Below are 14,179 nucleotides of genomic sequence, written 5' to 3'. Positions count from 1 at the left end.
GTTCGGGGTCATGAAAAACCAGCGACGCATCGCCACCCGCTATGACAAGACCGCGCTCTCCTTCGCCAGCTTCCTTAACCTCGCCGCCGTGCGCCTATGGCTGAAATCTTTTGTCAACATCGCCTAGCCGTTGGTCGATGGGTTCAGGACGCAGGAACATTATTCCAAGAAGAACCAATGCGGCAAATGGTATGAAGATAATCCCCCAGCCAATGACTTTGGCCTTGAGCGGAACGTTTTGGAAAAGCGATGTTGCCATAAAATCCGTATGCCAAGGCTTACAGGCATCGTCACGTAGCTACGTCAGCTATCGTCGCTTTGCACCCAAAATCCGACGGTCCGCTTCCCACCCATCTAAGCCATTCCCGCCGAAGTCTCGCACAAGGCCTTGAACTGCTCGGCCATCTGGTCCCAGCCGGGGTGGAAGCCCATCTGCTCGTGCTTCGTCATCGTCTCGGCATCCCAATGACGCGCAGTGGCGGTGAAGCGTGTGCCCTCGCCCTCGTCGGCGAAGCTCCAGATCGCCGTCATGAAGGGCGTCTGCGGTATCCAGCCGGATGCATAGGCGTCGGTCGTCACCACCTTCTCCTGCAGCACCACCTCCAGCACGATGCCCTCCATCGGCCCGGTATCCTCGCCATTGGGACCGAACATGCGCACCGCGCTCCGCCCGCCAGGCCGCAGATCCTCCTCAATCACTTCGGCACGCCAGGGTTTCGGGCAGAACCATTGGTCCTTGAGGTCCGTCCATACCTTCCATGCAATTTCACGCGGGGCGGCGACATGGCAGGTCACGGACAATTCGAACTCCGCCGCGCTCATGCCGATTTCCCTTCGAAAGCCGCCTTCATCCGGCCGGTATCCAGTTTCTGCATGGTCATCATCTCCGCCATCATTCGCTGGATGCCCGGTCCGTCGCCGGTTTTGTAAAGGTCCATGATCTCCTGCGTCACCAACTGCCAGGACAGGCCATATTTGTCCTTCAGCCAGCCGCATGGTCCGGGCGAACCGCCGTCGGCGGTCAAGGCTTCGAAGTAGCGGTCGATCTCCGCCTGGTCCTTGCAGGCGACGGATAGCGACACCGCCTCGGTGAAGCCGAATTCCGGCCCACCGTTCAGCGCCTGGTAGCTGTCGCCGAACAGGGTGAATTCGACCAGCAGGACGTCCCCGCCCTTGAACGGACTGGGGCTGGGATTATCGTCGGGATAGCGGCTGATGAAATCGACCGTTCCCCCGAACAGCGACACATAAAAGCGCGCAGCCTCCTCTGCCTGCCCGTTATACCACAGGCAGGGTGAAATCTTCGACATGGTTCCTCTCCCTTATGCCGCGCCGGAGCGCATGCCCACCAGCGCGAACATCGCGCCCTGGGGATCGGCGGCCTGGATGATCCAGGCGCCGCCCGGCACCTCCATCGGTCCGTTCAGCACGGTCCCGCCGCCAGCCTTCACCTTCTCGAGCGCCATATCGATGTCGGGCACGGCGAAGTAGAACAGCCATAGCGGCACCGGCACTTGCGGGGGACGCGGCATGATGCCGCCGGTCATGCCCTGAAAATCAGCGCTGCCGGACTGAGAGACGAGCTGATAGCTGCCCATCTCCCCCATATCCATGGCATCGCCCTTCGCCCAGCCGAACTGCCCCGTGTAGAAGGCCAGATCGGCAGCGAAATCGCCGCTGTAGAGCTCATGCCAACCGACATGGCCGTTCGCCATCATCGGTGCCGGCTTCATCCCGTCCGGGCTGGAACCCCTGAGCAGCATGAACACCGCGCCGCCCGGATCGCTCATCACCGCAAAGCGCCCCACGCCCGGAATGTCCTCCGGCGGACGCTGCACGCTGCCGCCGGCCTCGGCCAGCCGCCTTGCGTCCGCGTCCACATCGGCCGAACCGATATAACCGCCCCACCAGGGCGACATGCCACAATCCTTCGCCTCCGCCGGAATGGACATGATCCCGCCCATCGGCCCCGCGCTGCCCGACAGGACATGATAGGGATCGTCGGTCCGTTCCCCGCCAAAGGGCTGCGCGGTCCAGCCTACGACATCGCCATAGAAGGCGATCGCCGCCTGCGGATCGCTGGTCATCAATTCATACCAGAAGAATTTGCCGTTCAGATCAGTCATCGCAGCCTCCATCAAGCCTTGGCGTCGATCAGCACTTCGAACCCGCCATAGATCAGCCGCGCGCCGACGAAAGGCATGTCTTCCCCTTCCTTCGGCTGCATTCGCGGATCCTTCATGACCTTCTCCGCACCCGTGTCGCGCGTTTCCTTGTCGGGCCATTCGATCCAGGAAAAGACGACCTCCTCACCCTCCTCGGCGATGACGGCGGTGCGGAAGTCGTTGACCTTGCCGGGCTTGATGTCGCTCGCCCAACATTCCACGACCCTCAGCGCGCCATGTTCGATGAAGATCGGCGCGGCATAAGCCGCAACCTCCCTGTACTTTTCCTTGTTACCCCTCGGTACGGGGATCACGAAACCATCCATGTAGCTCATTGTCTCTCTCCTCAGGACAAGGCAGAGTTCAGGCGGCGGCTTCCTTGTTCATCGCCAGCGCCGCTTCCACATCCATCCAGGTCACTTCCCAGATATGACCGTCCAGGTCGGCAAAGCTGCGGCCATACATGAAGCCATGATCCTGCCGGGGATTGGGCTCCGTCCCGCCTGCGGCCAGCGCCTTGTCGGTTGTCCCGTCGACGTCCGCCCGGCTCGCCTCGCTGAGCGCAAGCAGCACCTGCGCCGTCTCATGGGCATTGGGAATGCTGCGCGGCGTAAAGCCGGAGAAACGCTCATGCGTCAGCAGCATGACGTGGATATTTTCGGAAAAGCTCATCATCTGCGCGCTGTCGTCGGCAAAATCATTGTTCCGGACCGCGCCGACCGCTTCGTAAAATGCGATTGAGGCAGCCAGGTCCTTTACCGGCAGGTTGACGAAAATCATCTTTGGAGCGGGGGTGTTAGGCATCACACTTCTCCTTGGGGATCATTTTGCCTGATGGCCGCGCCGACTCATCGGCTTGAACTTTATGAACTTCTATATTATATTTAACAACTATCAAGTTATAAAAAATAACCAATGGATTGCACTGTGAAGAAACGGGCTTATCAAGACGGGTGTGCGACAGCCCATGCACTGGATCTGATCGGTGATCGCTGGGCCATGCTGATCATGCGGGAATTGATACTTGGCCCCAAGCGCTTCACTGATTTGCGCGGCAGCCTGCCCGGAATCAGCGCCAACGTGCTGACGCAAAGGCTCGAAGAACTGGAAGCCGCCAGCATTCTTGTTCGCCGGCGCCTGCCGCCGCCGGCAGCCAGCCAGATCTATGAGCTGACGGAATGGGGTCGCGAGTCGGAGATATTGTTCCAGGTGCTTGGCCGCTGGGCGTGCCGATCCCCCACGATGCAGCCGGGCATGCCGATGAGCAATGCATCGGTGATCCTGTCGATGCGCACAATGATCGACCGCAGCCGCATTGGGGACATGAACGCCACGATCGGCCTGCGTCTGGGGGACGAAGAGTTCCGCCTGGTCATCAAAGGGGGTGATTTCACCGCCGGCCGGGGCGAAGCAGCCGGCGCCGACGTCATCTTTTCGGGCGACCCGAATGCGTTGGCCGGCCTGATCTATGGTGGCCTGGCGTTTGAGGATGTCGCCGCTGCGCTTCAGGTGGACGGGAACAGGGCCCTGGCAGAACGCTTTGTCCGTCTCTTCCCCCTGCCACCCAAAGCGCCCGCAACGGCAACGCCCTCTTCGGGATGAGCCAAGGCAGGCAGACTTGCCTCCCCCTCGCATGAGGGGGAGGACTTGACCTCTTTCCTCAGTGCGCGCCGTTCAGCATCGCGAACACCTGGCCGAACGCGCCGCGCTGCTCCGCCTCGCGCAGCATCTTCACGCCCTCCACGCAGATCTCCTCCAACGCCGGCTCCTGCCCCAGCAATGCCATGACCTCCGCAATGAATTGGTCGAGCGGCATCATCTGCGGATTTTCGGCATGGCCCGGCATCAGGTCGGTCTGCACGCCCGGCGGTACCAGTTCGATCAGTTCGACACTCGTGCCCTTGAGCTGTTCGCGCATCGACTGCGACCAGCTATGCATCGCCGCCTTGGTCGCGCAATAGGTCGGCGTCGCGGCCAGCGGGACGAAGGCAAGGCCCGACGTCACCGTCATCAGCGTCGCGGCCTTCTGCGCCAGCAGGTGCGGCAGCAGCGCATGGGTCAGCCGGATCGGCCCCAGCAGGTTGGTCGCCACCGTCGCCTCCGCTATGGCAAGGTCGACCTGCTCCTCTGCCACCATGATTCCGGCATTATGGATCACGACGTTGAGTGCCGGAAATTCCGTGACCAGCTTCGCCGCAAAGGTCGCAATTGCTGCGGGATCCTCCATGTCGATGGTCAGTGAGGCCATGCCGGGATGGTTCGACACCACGGCGTCCAGCGCCGCCTGCCGCCGTCCCGCGATGATGACCTGATTGCCCGCGGCATGGAATTCGTGCGCCAGCGCCGCGCCAATGCCCGAACCGCCGCCGGTGATCAGGACAGTGTTTCCGCTTTTCTGCATAGGTCGTTCCCCTTTCGAAGGATGATGTGATGGGCCATCTAGAGCATCGTGCGGAAATGTAGGAACCGCTTTTCCGATTGAAACAATGCAATGGTAATAAGCTGGAGCGTGACCTCCGCCTGGCCTTACGCCGCGCTCCCCAAAGGCAGTTTCGATCGGGATGAAACAGATCGGCGCTCGGCATCCGTGCCTCCCCTGTTTCCTGGCAAGGGATCGGCCCCGGTCACCTGGAAGCCGTTCTATTGCATGGGGATGTAGGTTTCCCGCATCGGCGTCAGCGGAAATGTCGGCACCTCCACCCGCACCGGGGCGCCGGGCACCCTGGCCGATGGCGGGATCGAGGATTGGGCCACGAAGCCGGCCGTGACCTCCTTGGGCGGGGTGGGCGGCGGCGGCAGCGGCGTGGGCGATACGACCACGCTCACCGTCCCGCCAAAGCGCGACTGCCATTCGGCCAGCCGCCGCAGATAATCGGCATAGGCGGCGTAAAATTCCTGGAACGGCTTTTCCAACTGGGTGAGCGCTTCGGGGGCATAGGCGAGAAGCTGGTTGGACGGCATCGCCAGTATCTTCGCACCCACCTCTATCGCGACGGGGCAGAAGCTCTTCGTCACCGGCGGCAGGGCGAAGAAATTGTAGACCACCGTATTGAGCAGCTCGCGCGCCCTAAGGCCGCCCGTGCCGTAAGCGGCAAGATAATTGCGGTCGACCGCGGCATTCGCCTCTCTCAACACCCGCTCATGCACATGCAAAATCTGGTTATACTGGATGCGCGCCGGTTCGTTGACGCCATAGCAGGAAAGCGCCGCGACATTGAGCGCCATGCGCACATGCCAAAGAGCGGTGTTGGCCGTCACACCACGATTGGGCGTGAGATATTTTCCGTCATCCCCGACTTCGGGAATGCTCATTTCCTCTACCGCACCCATTGGCGGCAGCGGCTTTATGGTCGGCACCACCGGCGGTGGCGGCGTGGGCGGCGCTTTCTCGGGCGTGGAACATCCCGCCACCCAGGCAAGGGCGGCAAGAGAGCTTAGCTGGCAGAAACGGCGAAAAGCGGCACGGGGCGGCACCTGTCATCCCTTAGAACATGATCCGGACAGCACAACTCATCGCAAAGCCAAGCGTTCCTGACGACAGGTCAACGCTCAGTCCATCGGGCGATAGATTCGCTTCGTCCGGTTTCAGGCCCGCCGCTCGAGCGCCACCGCCGCTTCGTCCAGCAACTGGGCGATGATCTCGGCCACCGGCTCCTCCTTCGACACCATGCCGACCGACTGGCCCGCCATCAGCGAGCCGCCCTCGACATCGCCGTCGATCACCGCGCGGCGCAAGGCGCCGGCCCAATAATGTTCGATCTGGAGCTGCGCCTCCCCCATATCGACCGCGCCGCTGTCCAGCAGATTGGCGACTTCCCTCTGCTTGGCCGTGAAGGCCTCGGTCCCCGCATTTTTAAGCGCACGCACGGGAATGACCGGCAGGCGCGGGTCGATCTGCACGCTGGTGATCGCATCACGGGCGGATGCGCGAAAGAAGGCCTTCTTGAAGCTCGGATGGGCGATGCTCTCGGTCGCGCAGGCGAAGCGGGTGCCAAGCTGCACACCCGCCGCACCCATTTCCAGATAACCGGCGATCAACTCGCCCCGGCCGATGCCGCCCGCGACGAAGACCGGAAGCTGCGACGCCATTTCCGGCAGGATTTCCTGCGCCAGCACGCTGGTGGACACGGGCCCGATATGGCCACCGGCCTCCATGCCCTCAATCACCAGCGCATCAACGCCGGAACGCGCCAGCTTCTTGGCCAGCGCCAGCGCCGGGGCGAAGCAGATCAGCTTCGCGCCTTTCTCCTTGATCGCCTCAATGCTCCCCTTGGGCGGCAGCCCGCCGGCCAGCACGACATGGCCGACATGGTGCTTCGCGCAGACGTCGATCAGCTCGAAAAGCTGCGGATGCATGGTGATCAGGTTGACGCCGAACGGCCTGGAGGTCAGCGCCTTGGTCGCCGCAATCTCCTTGTCGAGCAATTCGGGTGTCATCGCCCCGCAGGCGATCACGCCGAAGCCCCCCGCATTGGAGATCGCGGCGACCAGATTGCGCTCCGACACCCAGCTCATCGCCCCGCAGAGAATCGCGACCTCGCAGCCGAGAAAATCAGCGCCGCGAGCCATCAGGGAAGCGAGTTTGGCGTTGGTCATAATAACTCCGTCATCCCCTGAAGGCGGGGATTCATCTCCCATCCCATCCCCAGACGAAAGGCCGGGAAATGGAGTCCCGCCTTTGCGGGAATGGCGACTTTAGTAAAGAGCTTAGCTCAGGCGACCGGCGCGTCGAGGCCGTAGGCCGTATGCAGCACGCGCACGGCCAGTTCGGTTTCATCCTCGTCGATCAGCACCGACACCTTGATCTCGCTGGTGGAGATGGCAAGGATGTTGATCCCGCGATCGGCCAGCGACTTGAACATGGTGGACGCCACGCCCGCATGGCTCTTCATGCCGACGCCGACGACCGACACCTTCGCCACCTTCGTATCCGGGATCACCCGATTGAAGCCGATCACGTCCTTCTGGCTCTCCAGCACGTCCAGCGCGCGGGCCAGGTCAGCGCCCGGCACGGTGAAGGTGACGTCCGTCTCGCCCTTGTCGCGGCCGACATTCTGGATGATCATGTCCACATTGATCGCGCTGTCCGCCAGCGGGCCAAAGATGTGCGCCACCGCGCCCGGACGATCCGGCACGCGGGTCAGGGTGATCTTCGCCTCATTCTTGTCATGGGCGATGCCGGTGATGAGCTGACGTTCCATCTTGTCTTCCTTGAGCTTGGCTTCCAGTTCCTCCTCGCTGACGATCAGCGTGCCGGGGAGGTCGTCCTGGTTGGGATCATCGAAGGAGGAAAGCACCTGCACGACCACGCCTTCCTTCATGGCGAGGCCGACCGAGCGGGTCTGGAGCACCTTGGCGCCGACCGAAGCCAGTTCCAGCATCTCCTCATAGGTGACGAGGTCCAGCTTGCGCGCCCGCGCGACGATGCGGGGATCGGTGGTGTAGACGCCATCGACGTCGGTATAGATGTCGCAGCGGTCGGCCTTGAGCGCGGCGGCCACGGCCACCGCCGATGTATCGGACCCGCCGCGACCGAGGGTGGAGATGCGGCCATCCTCCATCATGCCCTGGAAGCCGGGGATGACCGCCACCGTACCCGACCGCATCGACGCCAGCAGGTCGATCGTGTCGATGTCCCCGATGCGCGCCTTGGCATGAGCTTCGTTGGTGCGGATCGGAAGCTGCCAGCCGAGCCAGCTCCGCGCGTCCACGCCCATCGCCTTCAGGGTCATGGCCAGCAGGCCGCTCGTCACCTGTTCGCCCGAAGCAACGACAACGTCATATTCCGCCGGGTCGTAGAGCGGCGAGGCTTCCTTGCAGAAACCCACCAGCCGATCGGTCTCGCCCGCCATGGCGGACACGACGACGGCGACCTCATGCCCCTGTTCGACGACATGTTTGACTCGCGCGGCCACGTTGCGAATTCGCTCCATCCCCGCCATGGAGGTGCCGCCGAATTTCATCACGATGCGCGCCATTTGCCTGTCGAACCCGCCTGCTGAAAAGAAATGAAATATCCCCGAAGGGCGCAAAAACGGCGCTCCTATTAGCAGCAGCGGCGAATATGGCAAGCAAAGCGATACCATTGCCCGGACGCAGCGGGGAACCGGCAACCTGTCGTTCATTGGCTGTTCGGGGCCAGGCAACGGAGGATGCGATGGAAAGCAGCTTATGGGCGATAGTGACGATCGGCGGATCGATCCTGCCCGGCGTCGTGCTGATCTTCGTGATGCTCAGCAACCGCAGGCACCGCACACCGAAAGAAATGCGCCGCACGGAGGAGGCGACGCACGACCCTTACCGCCGCCTCGACAAGGACGACAAGGCGCGGGAATTCGGATCAGCGTCGCCAGCCAATGCGAGACAGTGCGAAAAACAGCCATAGCCTGCAATCCCCGACGCTGGTAGCAGGATGCCATGGAGAACATAGCGTCCAGCACCATCGATCCACGCGAGGCCGCCCATTTCGGCACCATGGCCGCCGACTGGTGGGATCCCAACGGCAGCAGCGCCATGCTGCACAAGCTTAATCCTGTCCGACTGCGTTATATTCGTGATGCGGTCGACCGGCATTGGCCGGAACAGGGTGATGGCTTCCACCCTCTCGCCGGCCGCCGCGCCCTGGACGTGGGTTGTGGAGCCGGGCTGCTGGCCGAACCGCTGGCGCGCCTGGGGGCAAGCCTGACTGCCCTCGATGCAGCGGAAGAGAATATCGCCGTGGCGCGCAACCATGCCGCCGGCCAGGGACTCGCCATCGACTATCGCGCTACCCCTGTGGAACGGCTGGAGGAAGGCGACTTTGACCTCATCACCTGCATGGAGGTGATCGAACATGTCGCGGACCCCGCCGCCTTCGTCGGCGCGCTGACCGACAGGCTGGCGCCCGAGGGCCTGCTGATCCTCTCGACGCCCAACCGCACGCCCCTCTCCCGCCTCGCCATGATCACCATCGGCGAAAGCATCGGCGGCATTCCCAAGGGCACGCATGACTGGCGTAAATTCCTCAATCCGGAAGAACTTGCGAGGCTGCTCGACAATGCGGGCCTGGAAGTGATCGACAGCAGTGGGCTCAGCTTCTCACCTGCCAGAGGCTTCATCCTCTCGCCCAACAAGGCGATCAACTATCTGTTGACCGCGCGCCACCGGCGCAGCTGATCCATGCCGGTCGATCCCCGCATCGACGCCTATATCGCGCGACAGGCCGACTTCGCCCGACCGATCCTCAGCCATTTGCGCGACCTCATCCACGCGGCCTCTCCCGACATTGACGAGGCAGTCAAATGGGGCATGCCTTTCTTTACCTATCGGGACCGCAATCTCTGCCACATCGCAGGGTTCAAGCGGCATGTCGCCTTCGGCTTCTGGCATGACAAGGTTGCGTCTGGCGAAGCGCGGAGCGAAGCCATGGGGCAATTCGGACGGATTGAAAGCCGGGACGATCTGCCCAACGACGCGGAAATCGCGGTTTTGCTGAAGAAGGCCGTGGCGCTGATCGACGCCGGCGACGAAGCGCGCAGGGGCGCGAAGACGCCGCGTGCTCCGCTGCCGCTGCACCCCGCCTTCGCGGCCGCTCTCGACGCCAATCCTGCCGCAGCCGCGAATTGGGCTGATTTCCCGCCTGGCAAGGTTCGCGACTATTGCGAGTGGATCAACGATGCCCGAACCGACGCAACCCGCGACAGGCGCATCGGACAAGCCGTCGAATGGATCGCGGCAGGCAAGGGCCGCAACTGGAAATATGAAAAGCGCTGAAGGGCTACGAGACCGATAGCGAAACAGGCGGAACGCAGCGGGGCTCTGAAAAAAGCGTTCCGGGGCTCGCATTCCCCCAGCCGCGCTCCCCAAGGCGCGGCACCCATGGCACTCTCAACTGACCGGCTTGGCAACGGCCACCAACTGCGGCTGGGCGGCCGGAGCGGCATCCTTGGCTCCGGCATCCTTGACCCCCACATCGGCAGGTGGAGCCTTGAGGCTAGCCGCAGCCGATTGCAGCGCGACAGCGGCTGCCTCCAGCGCAGCCGCCGCGGATTGGGGCGTAACTGCAGGCGGTGCCGCTTCCGCCACGGCGACCGGCGCCGCCGCATCCCCCGCCAGCGCCACGGGCGGAGGCGTGGCCGCGACCGCCGTCACGTCACACATGTCGCCCACCCCGGCCGGCTTTTCCGAAAAATTCCGCGCCAGCGTCGGCAATTCATTCTGACCGGCATTCATCGCCAACGTCAGCAGCGTATCAGCCATCTCGCAGAAACCCGCCGACTGCACGCCATCGGTATGACTGTTCGCCATTTTCGTGATGAAATCATCATAGGCGCGCTGTCCACCGGCAATGCCATTCTCGCGCATGAACCGAAGCTTCAACGCATTGTTGTAATTGTCCGCACTTCCCATTTTTTCACGAAATTTGTCATATTTCGCCATGATTTCACTGTTTGTTGAACGACATTTCAGCGATCCCAGCATCAACATGATCTGCAAATCCCTGACGCGCGCCGCCTCGATTTCATAAGGCTGCCAACATCGCGCCGCCTCGGCGGAGGCAACCCCGCCGAAAAAGAGCGCAACGATACCACTGGCGGCACAGGCCGCCATCCTCAACCTGGACATGATGGACCTCGCAGAATCTCAGACCCCGCATATTAAATCCTACCATTTTGCCGTAAAAATGCCATTAATTTATTTGACAGTGACATTTATGACGCATCCGGAAACATCCCGGATTTACGCGATTTCTTCGTTCACACGGGCCAGGCGGCCAGATTGCCCATGCCAAATAGTGTCAATCTTTGGGCGGAACTATGACACTATGGCATCCGCCCGCGCGATCAGCGCCTTCGCTTCCTCGACATGCATGCTCTCGATCATGCGTCCCTCGAACCGCTCGGCGCCGCCCGTCGCCGCTTCGATCAGCCGCCGCGCATCGGCGACCGACTGCGGATCCGGGCCGAACACCTGGTTGGCGACGGGGACCTGACTGGGATGGATCAGCGTCTTGCCGTCAAAACCCAGCGCATGGCCCGCCGCACACTCGCCCTCAAACCCGGCCTCATCGTCCAGCCGGTTGAACACGCCATCGAACACGGCGATCCGCGCCGCCCGCGCCGCGAGTATGACGGACTGCATGGAGAGGGTCAGACCCTCCCGTCCGGCCAAGGGCGGTATCCCGAGGTCCTGCCTCAGATCGTTATTCCCCATGAACAGCCCCGCGCACCCCTCCGCCGCGGCAATCGCCTGCGCCATGAGCACGCCGGCCGCACTCTCTATCATCGCGATCACGGGCTTCTGGCAAACGCTGAACACATCCTTCACCTGACGAGGATTTTCCACTTTGGGGATAACCACATAATCAGCGGCTGACGTCTTGAGCGTCACCATCTCCCGCCCGTGGGAGGGCGTGCCTTCCACATTGATGCGCACCGCGGAGAGACGGCTGCCAAAACCCTCCGCAACCGCTGCGACCGCATTGGCCAATGCCTCTTCCTTGCGATCGGGCGGTACTGCATCCTCCAGGTCCAGTATGACCATGTCGCAGGACAGCGTCCGCGCCTTGACGATGGCGCGCGTGTTGGACGCGGGCAGGAACAGCAGCGATCGGGCATGACGCAACAACATGGGGAACCTCCTGTCACTTTGTCTTCCCCCATTCATGATTTCGCGCCATAGTCCAAGCAGATTTCAGGGGGGAGCAGGCATGTTGACGACATTCGCGCTGACGGTGACCTTGCTGGTGCTGTTTTACCTGGCGGTCAGCGTCAAGGTCGTGCGCCAGGGCTATCAATATACCATCGAACGCTTCGGCCGTTTTACGGAGGTCGCGCGCCCCGGCCTCAACTTCTACCCTGCCTTCTTCTATGCCGTCGGGCGGAAGATCAACATGATGGAACAGGTGGTCGACATCCCTGGGCAGGAGATCATCACCAAGGACAATGCCATGGTGTCGGTCGACGGCGTGGTCTTCTTCCAGGTGCTGGACGCGGCCAAGGCTGCCTATGAGGTGTCGGAACTCTATGTCGCGATCATGCAGCTTGCGACCACCAACCTGCGCACGGTGATGGGATCGATGGACCTGGACGAAACCCTGTCCAAGCGCGATGAGATCAACGCCCGCCTGCTTTCGGTGGTCGACCATGCGACCAATGCCTGGGGGATCAAGATCACCCGCGTCGAACTGAAGGACATCCGCCCGCCCGCCGACATCGTCAACGCCATGGGCCGCCAGATGAAGGCGGAACGCGAGAAGCGCGCCCTGATCCTGGAATCGGAAGGCCTGCGCGCTTCGGAAATCCTGAAGGCGGAGGGACAGAAGCAGAGCCAGATATTGGAGGCCGAGGGTCGCCGCGAAGCCGCCTTTCGCGATGCCGAAGCGCGCGAACGCGAGGCGGAGGCCGAAGCAAAGGCGACACAGATGGTGTCCGAGGCCATTGCCAGCGGCAATGCGCAGGCGATCAACTATTTCATCGCCCAGAAATATGTGGAAGCGGTGAGCCAGTTCGCCACCTCTCCCAACGCCAAGACCATCCTCTTCCCGGTCGAGGCGACACAATTGATCGGCACTTTGGGCGGCATAGGCGCGCTGGCGAAGGAAGCACTGGGTGAGCCGACAGCGCCGCCACCCCTTGCCCCGCCCCGCCGCGGGCCGTTTGGACAGGGGCCGGCATGACCGGCTGGCTCGCCATGCTGGACGATCATTGGGGCTGGCTCGTCTTCGCCGCGCTGCTCGGCATGGGCGAGGTGGCGATACCGGGGATATTCCTGATCTGGGTCGCACTGGCCGCTGCGGCGACGGGCCTCGTCGCCCTCGTGCTGCCGATCTCGGTGCCTTTGCAATTGCTGCTGTTTGCGGGGCTGTGCCTGCTGTCGGTCTGGGGCGGACGGCGCTGGTACACCGCCAATCCCGTGGACTCGCAGGATCCGCTTCTCAACGACCGAACCGCCCGGCTGGTGGGAGAGGTCGTCACCGTGGTCGAAGCGATCAACAATGGCCACGGCCGGGTCAAGGTGGGGGACAGCGTCTGGTCCTGCAGCGGGCCGGATGCGCCGGCCGGCGCCATCGTCAGGGTGACAGGCGCCAGAGCGTCGGTGCTGACGGTCGAACCGGCGTAACGGGACTGCTCGGTAGATCGGGACGGGGGAGCAGTGCCCCGGCATCTGGCGACCCTGCTCCCACAGGTAATGGATGATCAAGCCGTCAGCGACCTCGGCGACGCCACGAGACGATACGGCATCTGGGCTGTGAGGAACCCCTGTTAAATGCCATTATACCATGACCAGCCGTTCTGGATCGTCCCAGCGCGACCCAGGTCGTCGAACTTGTCGGTGACGACGATCCGTCGCAGGAACTTCAGGCTCTTGAAGCCCATCTGCCGTTCAATCCTCAGGCGCAGCGGTGCGCCATGGCCGATCGGCAGTTCTCGCCCGTTCATCCCATAGGCAAGGATCGTTTGCGGGTGAAGCGCATCGACCATGTCGATCCCGTCCGCCATCAGGTCAAAAGTGTAGAACTGGACGAAGCGCGCAGAGGGGCGGACACCCACCGCCGCGAGCACCGAACGCAGCGGCACGCCGGTCCATTCTGCTATCGCCGTCCAGCCTTGTTCGCATGTATGCCGCGTGATCTGCGTCCGCGATTGCATTTTCTTGAGTTCGGCAAGTGAAAAACTTCTGGGATTGTTCACGCTGCCTTCGACCTTGAGTCGCCAGTCGGCGAAATCGCCGTGTCGAAGCGCAGCATAGGCTTCGCCGCCTTTTGGATCATGCAGACCCACATCCGGGCGCGCAGGGTCGATCGTACCGATCGCCGGCATCGAACTGATCTGCAACCGGTCATATTCGGTCACCAGCGCGCTCCGCGACAGCAGGAGACGCTGGGCGTTATAGGTCAGATTGTCTCCCATCCTCAAAATATTGCCATAGGTCGGCGGCTGCTGGTCACTGCAACCGGAGAGCAGCAGACCGCCGCTGGAGGCGATGCCTCCAATAAGTGCGCGGCGCGAGAGTTGGAGGGGCCTGTCGGTCAT

The 14,179-nt window shown here is 62.6% G+C and carries 18 protein-coding genes and 1 pseudogene; 7 read left to right on the top strand and 12 right to left on the bottom strand.

Annotation, left to right across the window (positions count from 1 at the left end; genetic code table 11):
- Nucleotides 1-127 (top strand): annotated as a pseudogene (locus tag MRBLMC3_RS23085) (IS5/IS1182 family transposase); the annotation flags it as partial.
- Between the two features lie 227 nt (nucleotides 128-354).
- On the opposite strand, the gene MRBLMC3_RS09800 reads toward MRBLMC3_RS23085, so the two are convergent.
- From MRBLMC3_RS09800 to MRBLMC3_RS09780, 5 genes are read right to left on the bottom strand one after another with little or no spacing between them, the layout of a single operon-like run.
- A complete protein-coding gene (locus MRBLMC3_RS09800) occupies nucleotides 355-822 on the bottom strand; it encodes an SRPBCC domain-containing protein (RefSeq protein WP_363828079.1) in 468 nt (155 codons plus the stop codon).
- Nucleotides 819-1,310: a VOC family protein gene (locus MRBLMC3_RS09795; protein WP_363735520.1), complete on the bottom strand. Its 492-nt coding sequence runs from the start codon at nucleotides 1,308-1,310 to the stop codon at nucleotides 819-821. The genes MRBLMC3_RS09800 and MRBLMC3_RS09795 overlap by 4 nt, the downstream gene beginning before the upstream one ends.
- A 12-nt stretch (nucleotides 1,311-1,322) precedes the next feature.
- Nucleotides 1,323-2,126, bottom strand: a complete 804-nt coding sequence (locus tag MRBLMC3_RS09790; protein ID WP_363828077.1) for a VOC family protein — start codon at nucleotides 2,124-2,126, stop codon at nucleotides 1,323-1,325.
- An 11-nt stretch (nucleotides 2,127-2,137) separates the two neighbouring features.
- Nucleotides 2,138-2,500: a DUF1428 domain-containing protein gene (locus MRBLMC3_RS09785; RefSeq protein ID WP_133654562.1), complete on the bottom strand. Its 363-nt coding sequence runs from the start codon at nucleotides 2,498-2,500 to the stop codon at nucleotides 2,138-2,140.
- Between the two features lie 28 nt (nucleotides 2,501-2,528).
- Nucleotides 2,529-2,969, bottom strand: a complete 441-nt coding sequence (locus MRBLMC3_RS09780) for a VOC family protein (RefSeq protein WP_363735523.1) — start codon at nucleotides 2,967-2,969, stop codon at nucleotides 2,529-2,531.
- Nucleotides 2,970-3,092: 123 nt separating this feature from the next.
- Here MRBLMC3_RS09780 and MRBLMC3_RS09775 point away from each other — a divergent pair, with 123 nt between their 5' ends.
- Nucleotides 3,093-3,767 carry a winged helix-turn-helix transcriptional regulator gene (locus MRBLMC3_RS09775; RefSeq protein ID WP_363828075.1) on the top strand — a complete coding sequence of 225 codons (675 nt, stop codon included), beginning with the start codon at nucleotides 3,093-3,095 and terminating at the stop codon, nucleotides 3,765-3,767.
- Between the two features lie 58 nt (nucleotides 3,768-3,825).
- On the opposite strand, the gene MRBLMC3_RS09770 is transcribed toward MRBLMC3_RS09775, so the two are convergent.
- The 4 genes from MRBLMC3_RS09770 to MRBLMC3_RS09755 form a co-directional block, all read right to left on the bottom strand.
- Complete coding sequence (locus MRBLMC3_RS09770) at nucleotides 3,826-4,566, bottom strand: SDR family oxidoreductase (protein WP_363828072.1); 741 nt, start codon at nucleotides 4,564-4,566, stop codon at nucleotides 3,826-3,828.
- 239 nt (nucleotides 4,567-4,805) lie between these two features.
- The gene (locus tag MRBLMC3_RS09765) at nucleotides 4,806-5,639 is read right to left on the bottom strand and encodes a hypothetical protein (protein WP_363828069.1); all 834 of its coding nucleotides are present in this window, start codon (nucleotides 5,637-5,639) and stop codon (nucleotides 4,806-4,808) included.
- Nucleotides 5,640-5,750: 111 nt separating this feature from the next.
- Nucleotides 5,751-6,761 carry an NAD(P)H-dependent flavin oxidoreductase gene (locus tag MRBLMC3_RS09760; RefSeq protein WP_363828066.1) on the bottom strand — a complete coding sequence of 337 codons (1,011 nt, stop codon included), beginning with the start codon at nucleotides 6,759-6,761 and terminating at the stop codon, nucleotides 5,751-5,753.
- A 116-nt stretch (nucleotides 6,762-6,877) separates the two neighbouring features.
- Complete coding sequence (locus MRBLMC3_RS09755; protein ID WP_363735528.1) at nucleotides 6,878-8,143, bottom strand: aspartate kinase; 1,266 nt, start codon at nucleotides 8,141-8,143, stop codon at nucleotides 6,878-6,880.
- A 179-nt stretch (nucleotides 8,144-8,322) separates the two neighbouring features.
- On the opposite strand from MRBLMC3_RS09755, the gene MRBLMC3_RS09750 reads away from it, so the two are divergent.
- Genes MRBLMC3_RS09750 through MRBLMC3_RS09740 form a run of 3 tightly spaced genes read left to right on the top strand, consistent with a single transcriptional unit; the run spans nucleotide 8,323 to nucleotide 9,917 of the window.
- Nucleotides 8,323-8,550 (top strand): hypothetical protein, encoded by a 228-nt coding sequence (locus MRBLMC3_RS09750; RefSeq protein WP_363828063.1) that lies wholly within the window; start codon nucleotides 8,323-8,325, stop codon nucleotides 8,548-8,550.
- Nucleotides 8,551-8,582: 32 nt separating this feature from the next.
- Complete coding sequence (ubiG, locus tag MRBLMC3_RS09745) at nucleotides 8,583-9,320, top strand: bifunctional 2-polyprenyl-6-hydroxyphenol methylase/3-demethylubiquinol 3-O-methyltransferase UbiG (RefSeq protein WP_363828061.1); 738 nt, start codon at nucleotides 8,583-8,585, stop codon at nucleotides 9,318-9,320.
- A 3-nt stretch (nucleotides 9,321-9,323) separates the two neighbouring features.
- The gene (locus MRBLMC3_RS09740) at nucleotides 9,324-9,917 is read left to right on the top strand and encodes a YdeI/OmpD-associated family protein (protein WP_363828058.1); all 594 of its coding nucleotides are present in this window, start codon (nucleotides 9,324-9,326) and stop codon (nucleotides 9,915-9,917) included.
- 114 nt (nucleotides 9,918-10,031) lie between these two features.
- Here the strand turns inward: MRBLMC3_RS09740 and MRBLMC3_RS09735 are convergent, their stop codons facing one another.
- Together MRBLMC3_RS09735 and MRBLMC3_RS09730 are read right to left on the bottom strand one after the other, a co-directional pair.
- On the bottom strand, nucleotides 10,032-10,769 hold the full coding sequence (locus tag MRBLMC3_RS09735; protein WP_363828055.1) for a hypothetical protein: 738 nt from the start codon (nucleotides 10,767-10,769) through the stop codon (nucleotides 10,032-10,034).
- A 189-nt stretch (nucleotides 10,770-10,958) separates the two neighbouring features.
- Nucleotides 10,959-11,774, bottom strand: coding sequence for an HpcH/HpaI aldolase/citrate lyase family protein (locus MRBLMC3_RS09730; RefSeq protein ID WP_363735537.1), 816 nt, complete (start codon nucleotides 11,772-11,774; stop codon nucleotides 10,959-10,961).
- A gap of 79 nt (nucleotides 11,775-11,853) precedes the next feature.
- On the opposite strand from MRBLMC3_RS09730, the gene MRBLMC3_RS09725 reads away from it, so the two are divergent.
- Both MRBLMC3_RS09725 and MRBLMC3_RS09720 read left to right on the top strand, forming a co-directional pair.
- Nucleotides 11,854-12,822, top strand: a complete 969-nt coding sequence (locus MRBLMC3_RS09725; RefSeq protein WP_363828052.1) for an SPFH domain-containing protein — start codon at nucleotides 11,854-11,856, stop codon at nucleotides 12,820-12,822.
- A complete protein-coding gene (locus MRBLMC3_RS09720; RefSeq protein ID WP_363828050.1) occupies nucleotides 12,819-13,265 on the top strand; it encodes an NfeD family protein in 447 nt (148 codons plus the stop codon). The genes MRBLMC3_RS09725 and MRBLMC3_RS09720 overlap by 4 nt, the downstream gene beginning before the upstream one ends.
- Before the next feature lie 143 nt (nucleotides 13,266-13,408).
- Here the strand turns inward: MRBLMC3_RS09720 and MRBLMC3_RS09715 are convergent, their stop codons facing one another.
- Nucleotides 13,409-14,179, bottom strand: a complete 771-nt coding sequence (locus tag MRBLMC3_RS09715; RefSeq protein WP_363828047.1) for a molybdopterin-dependent oxidoreductase — start codon at nucleotides 14,177-14,179, stop codon at nucleotides 13,409-13,411.

Source organism: Sphingobium sp. LMC3-1-1.1, assembly GCF_040676285.1.
Lineage (GTDB): Bacteria > Pseudomonadota > Alphaproteobacteria > Sphingomonadales > Sphingomonadaceae > Sphingobium.
This window is presented reverse-complemented; position numbering and strand designations above follow the sequence as displayed.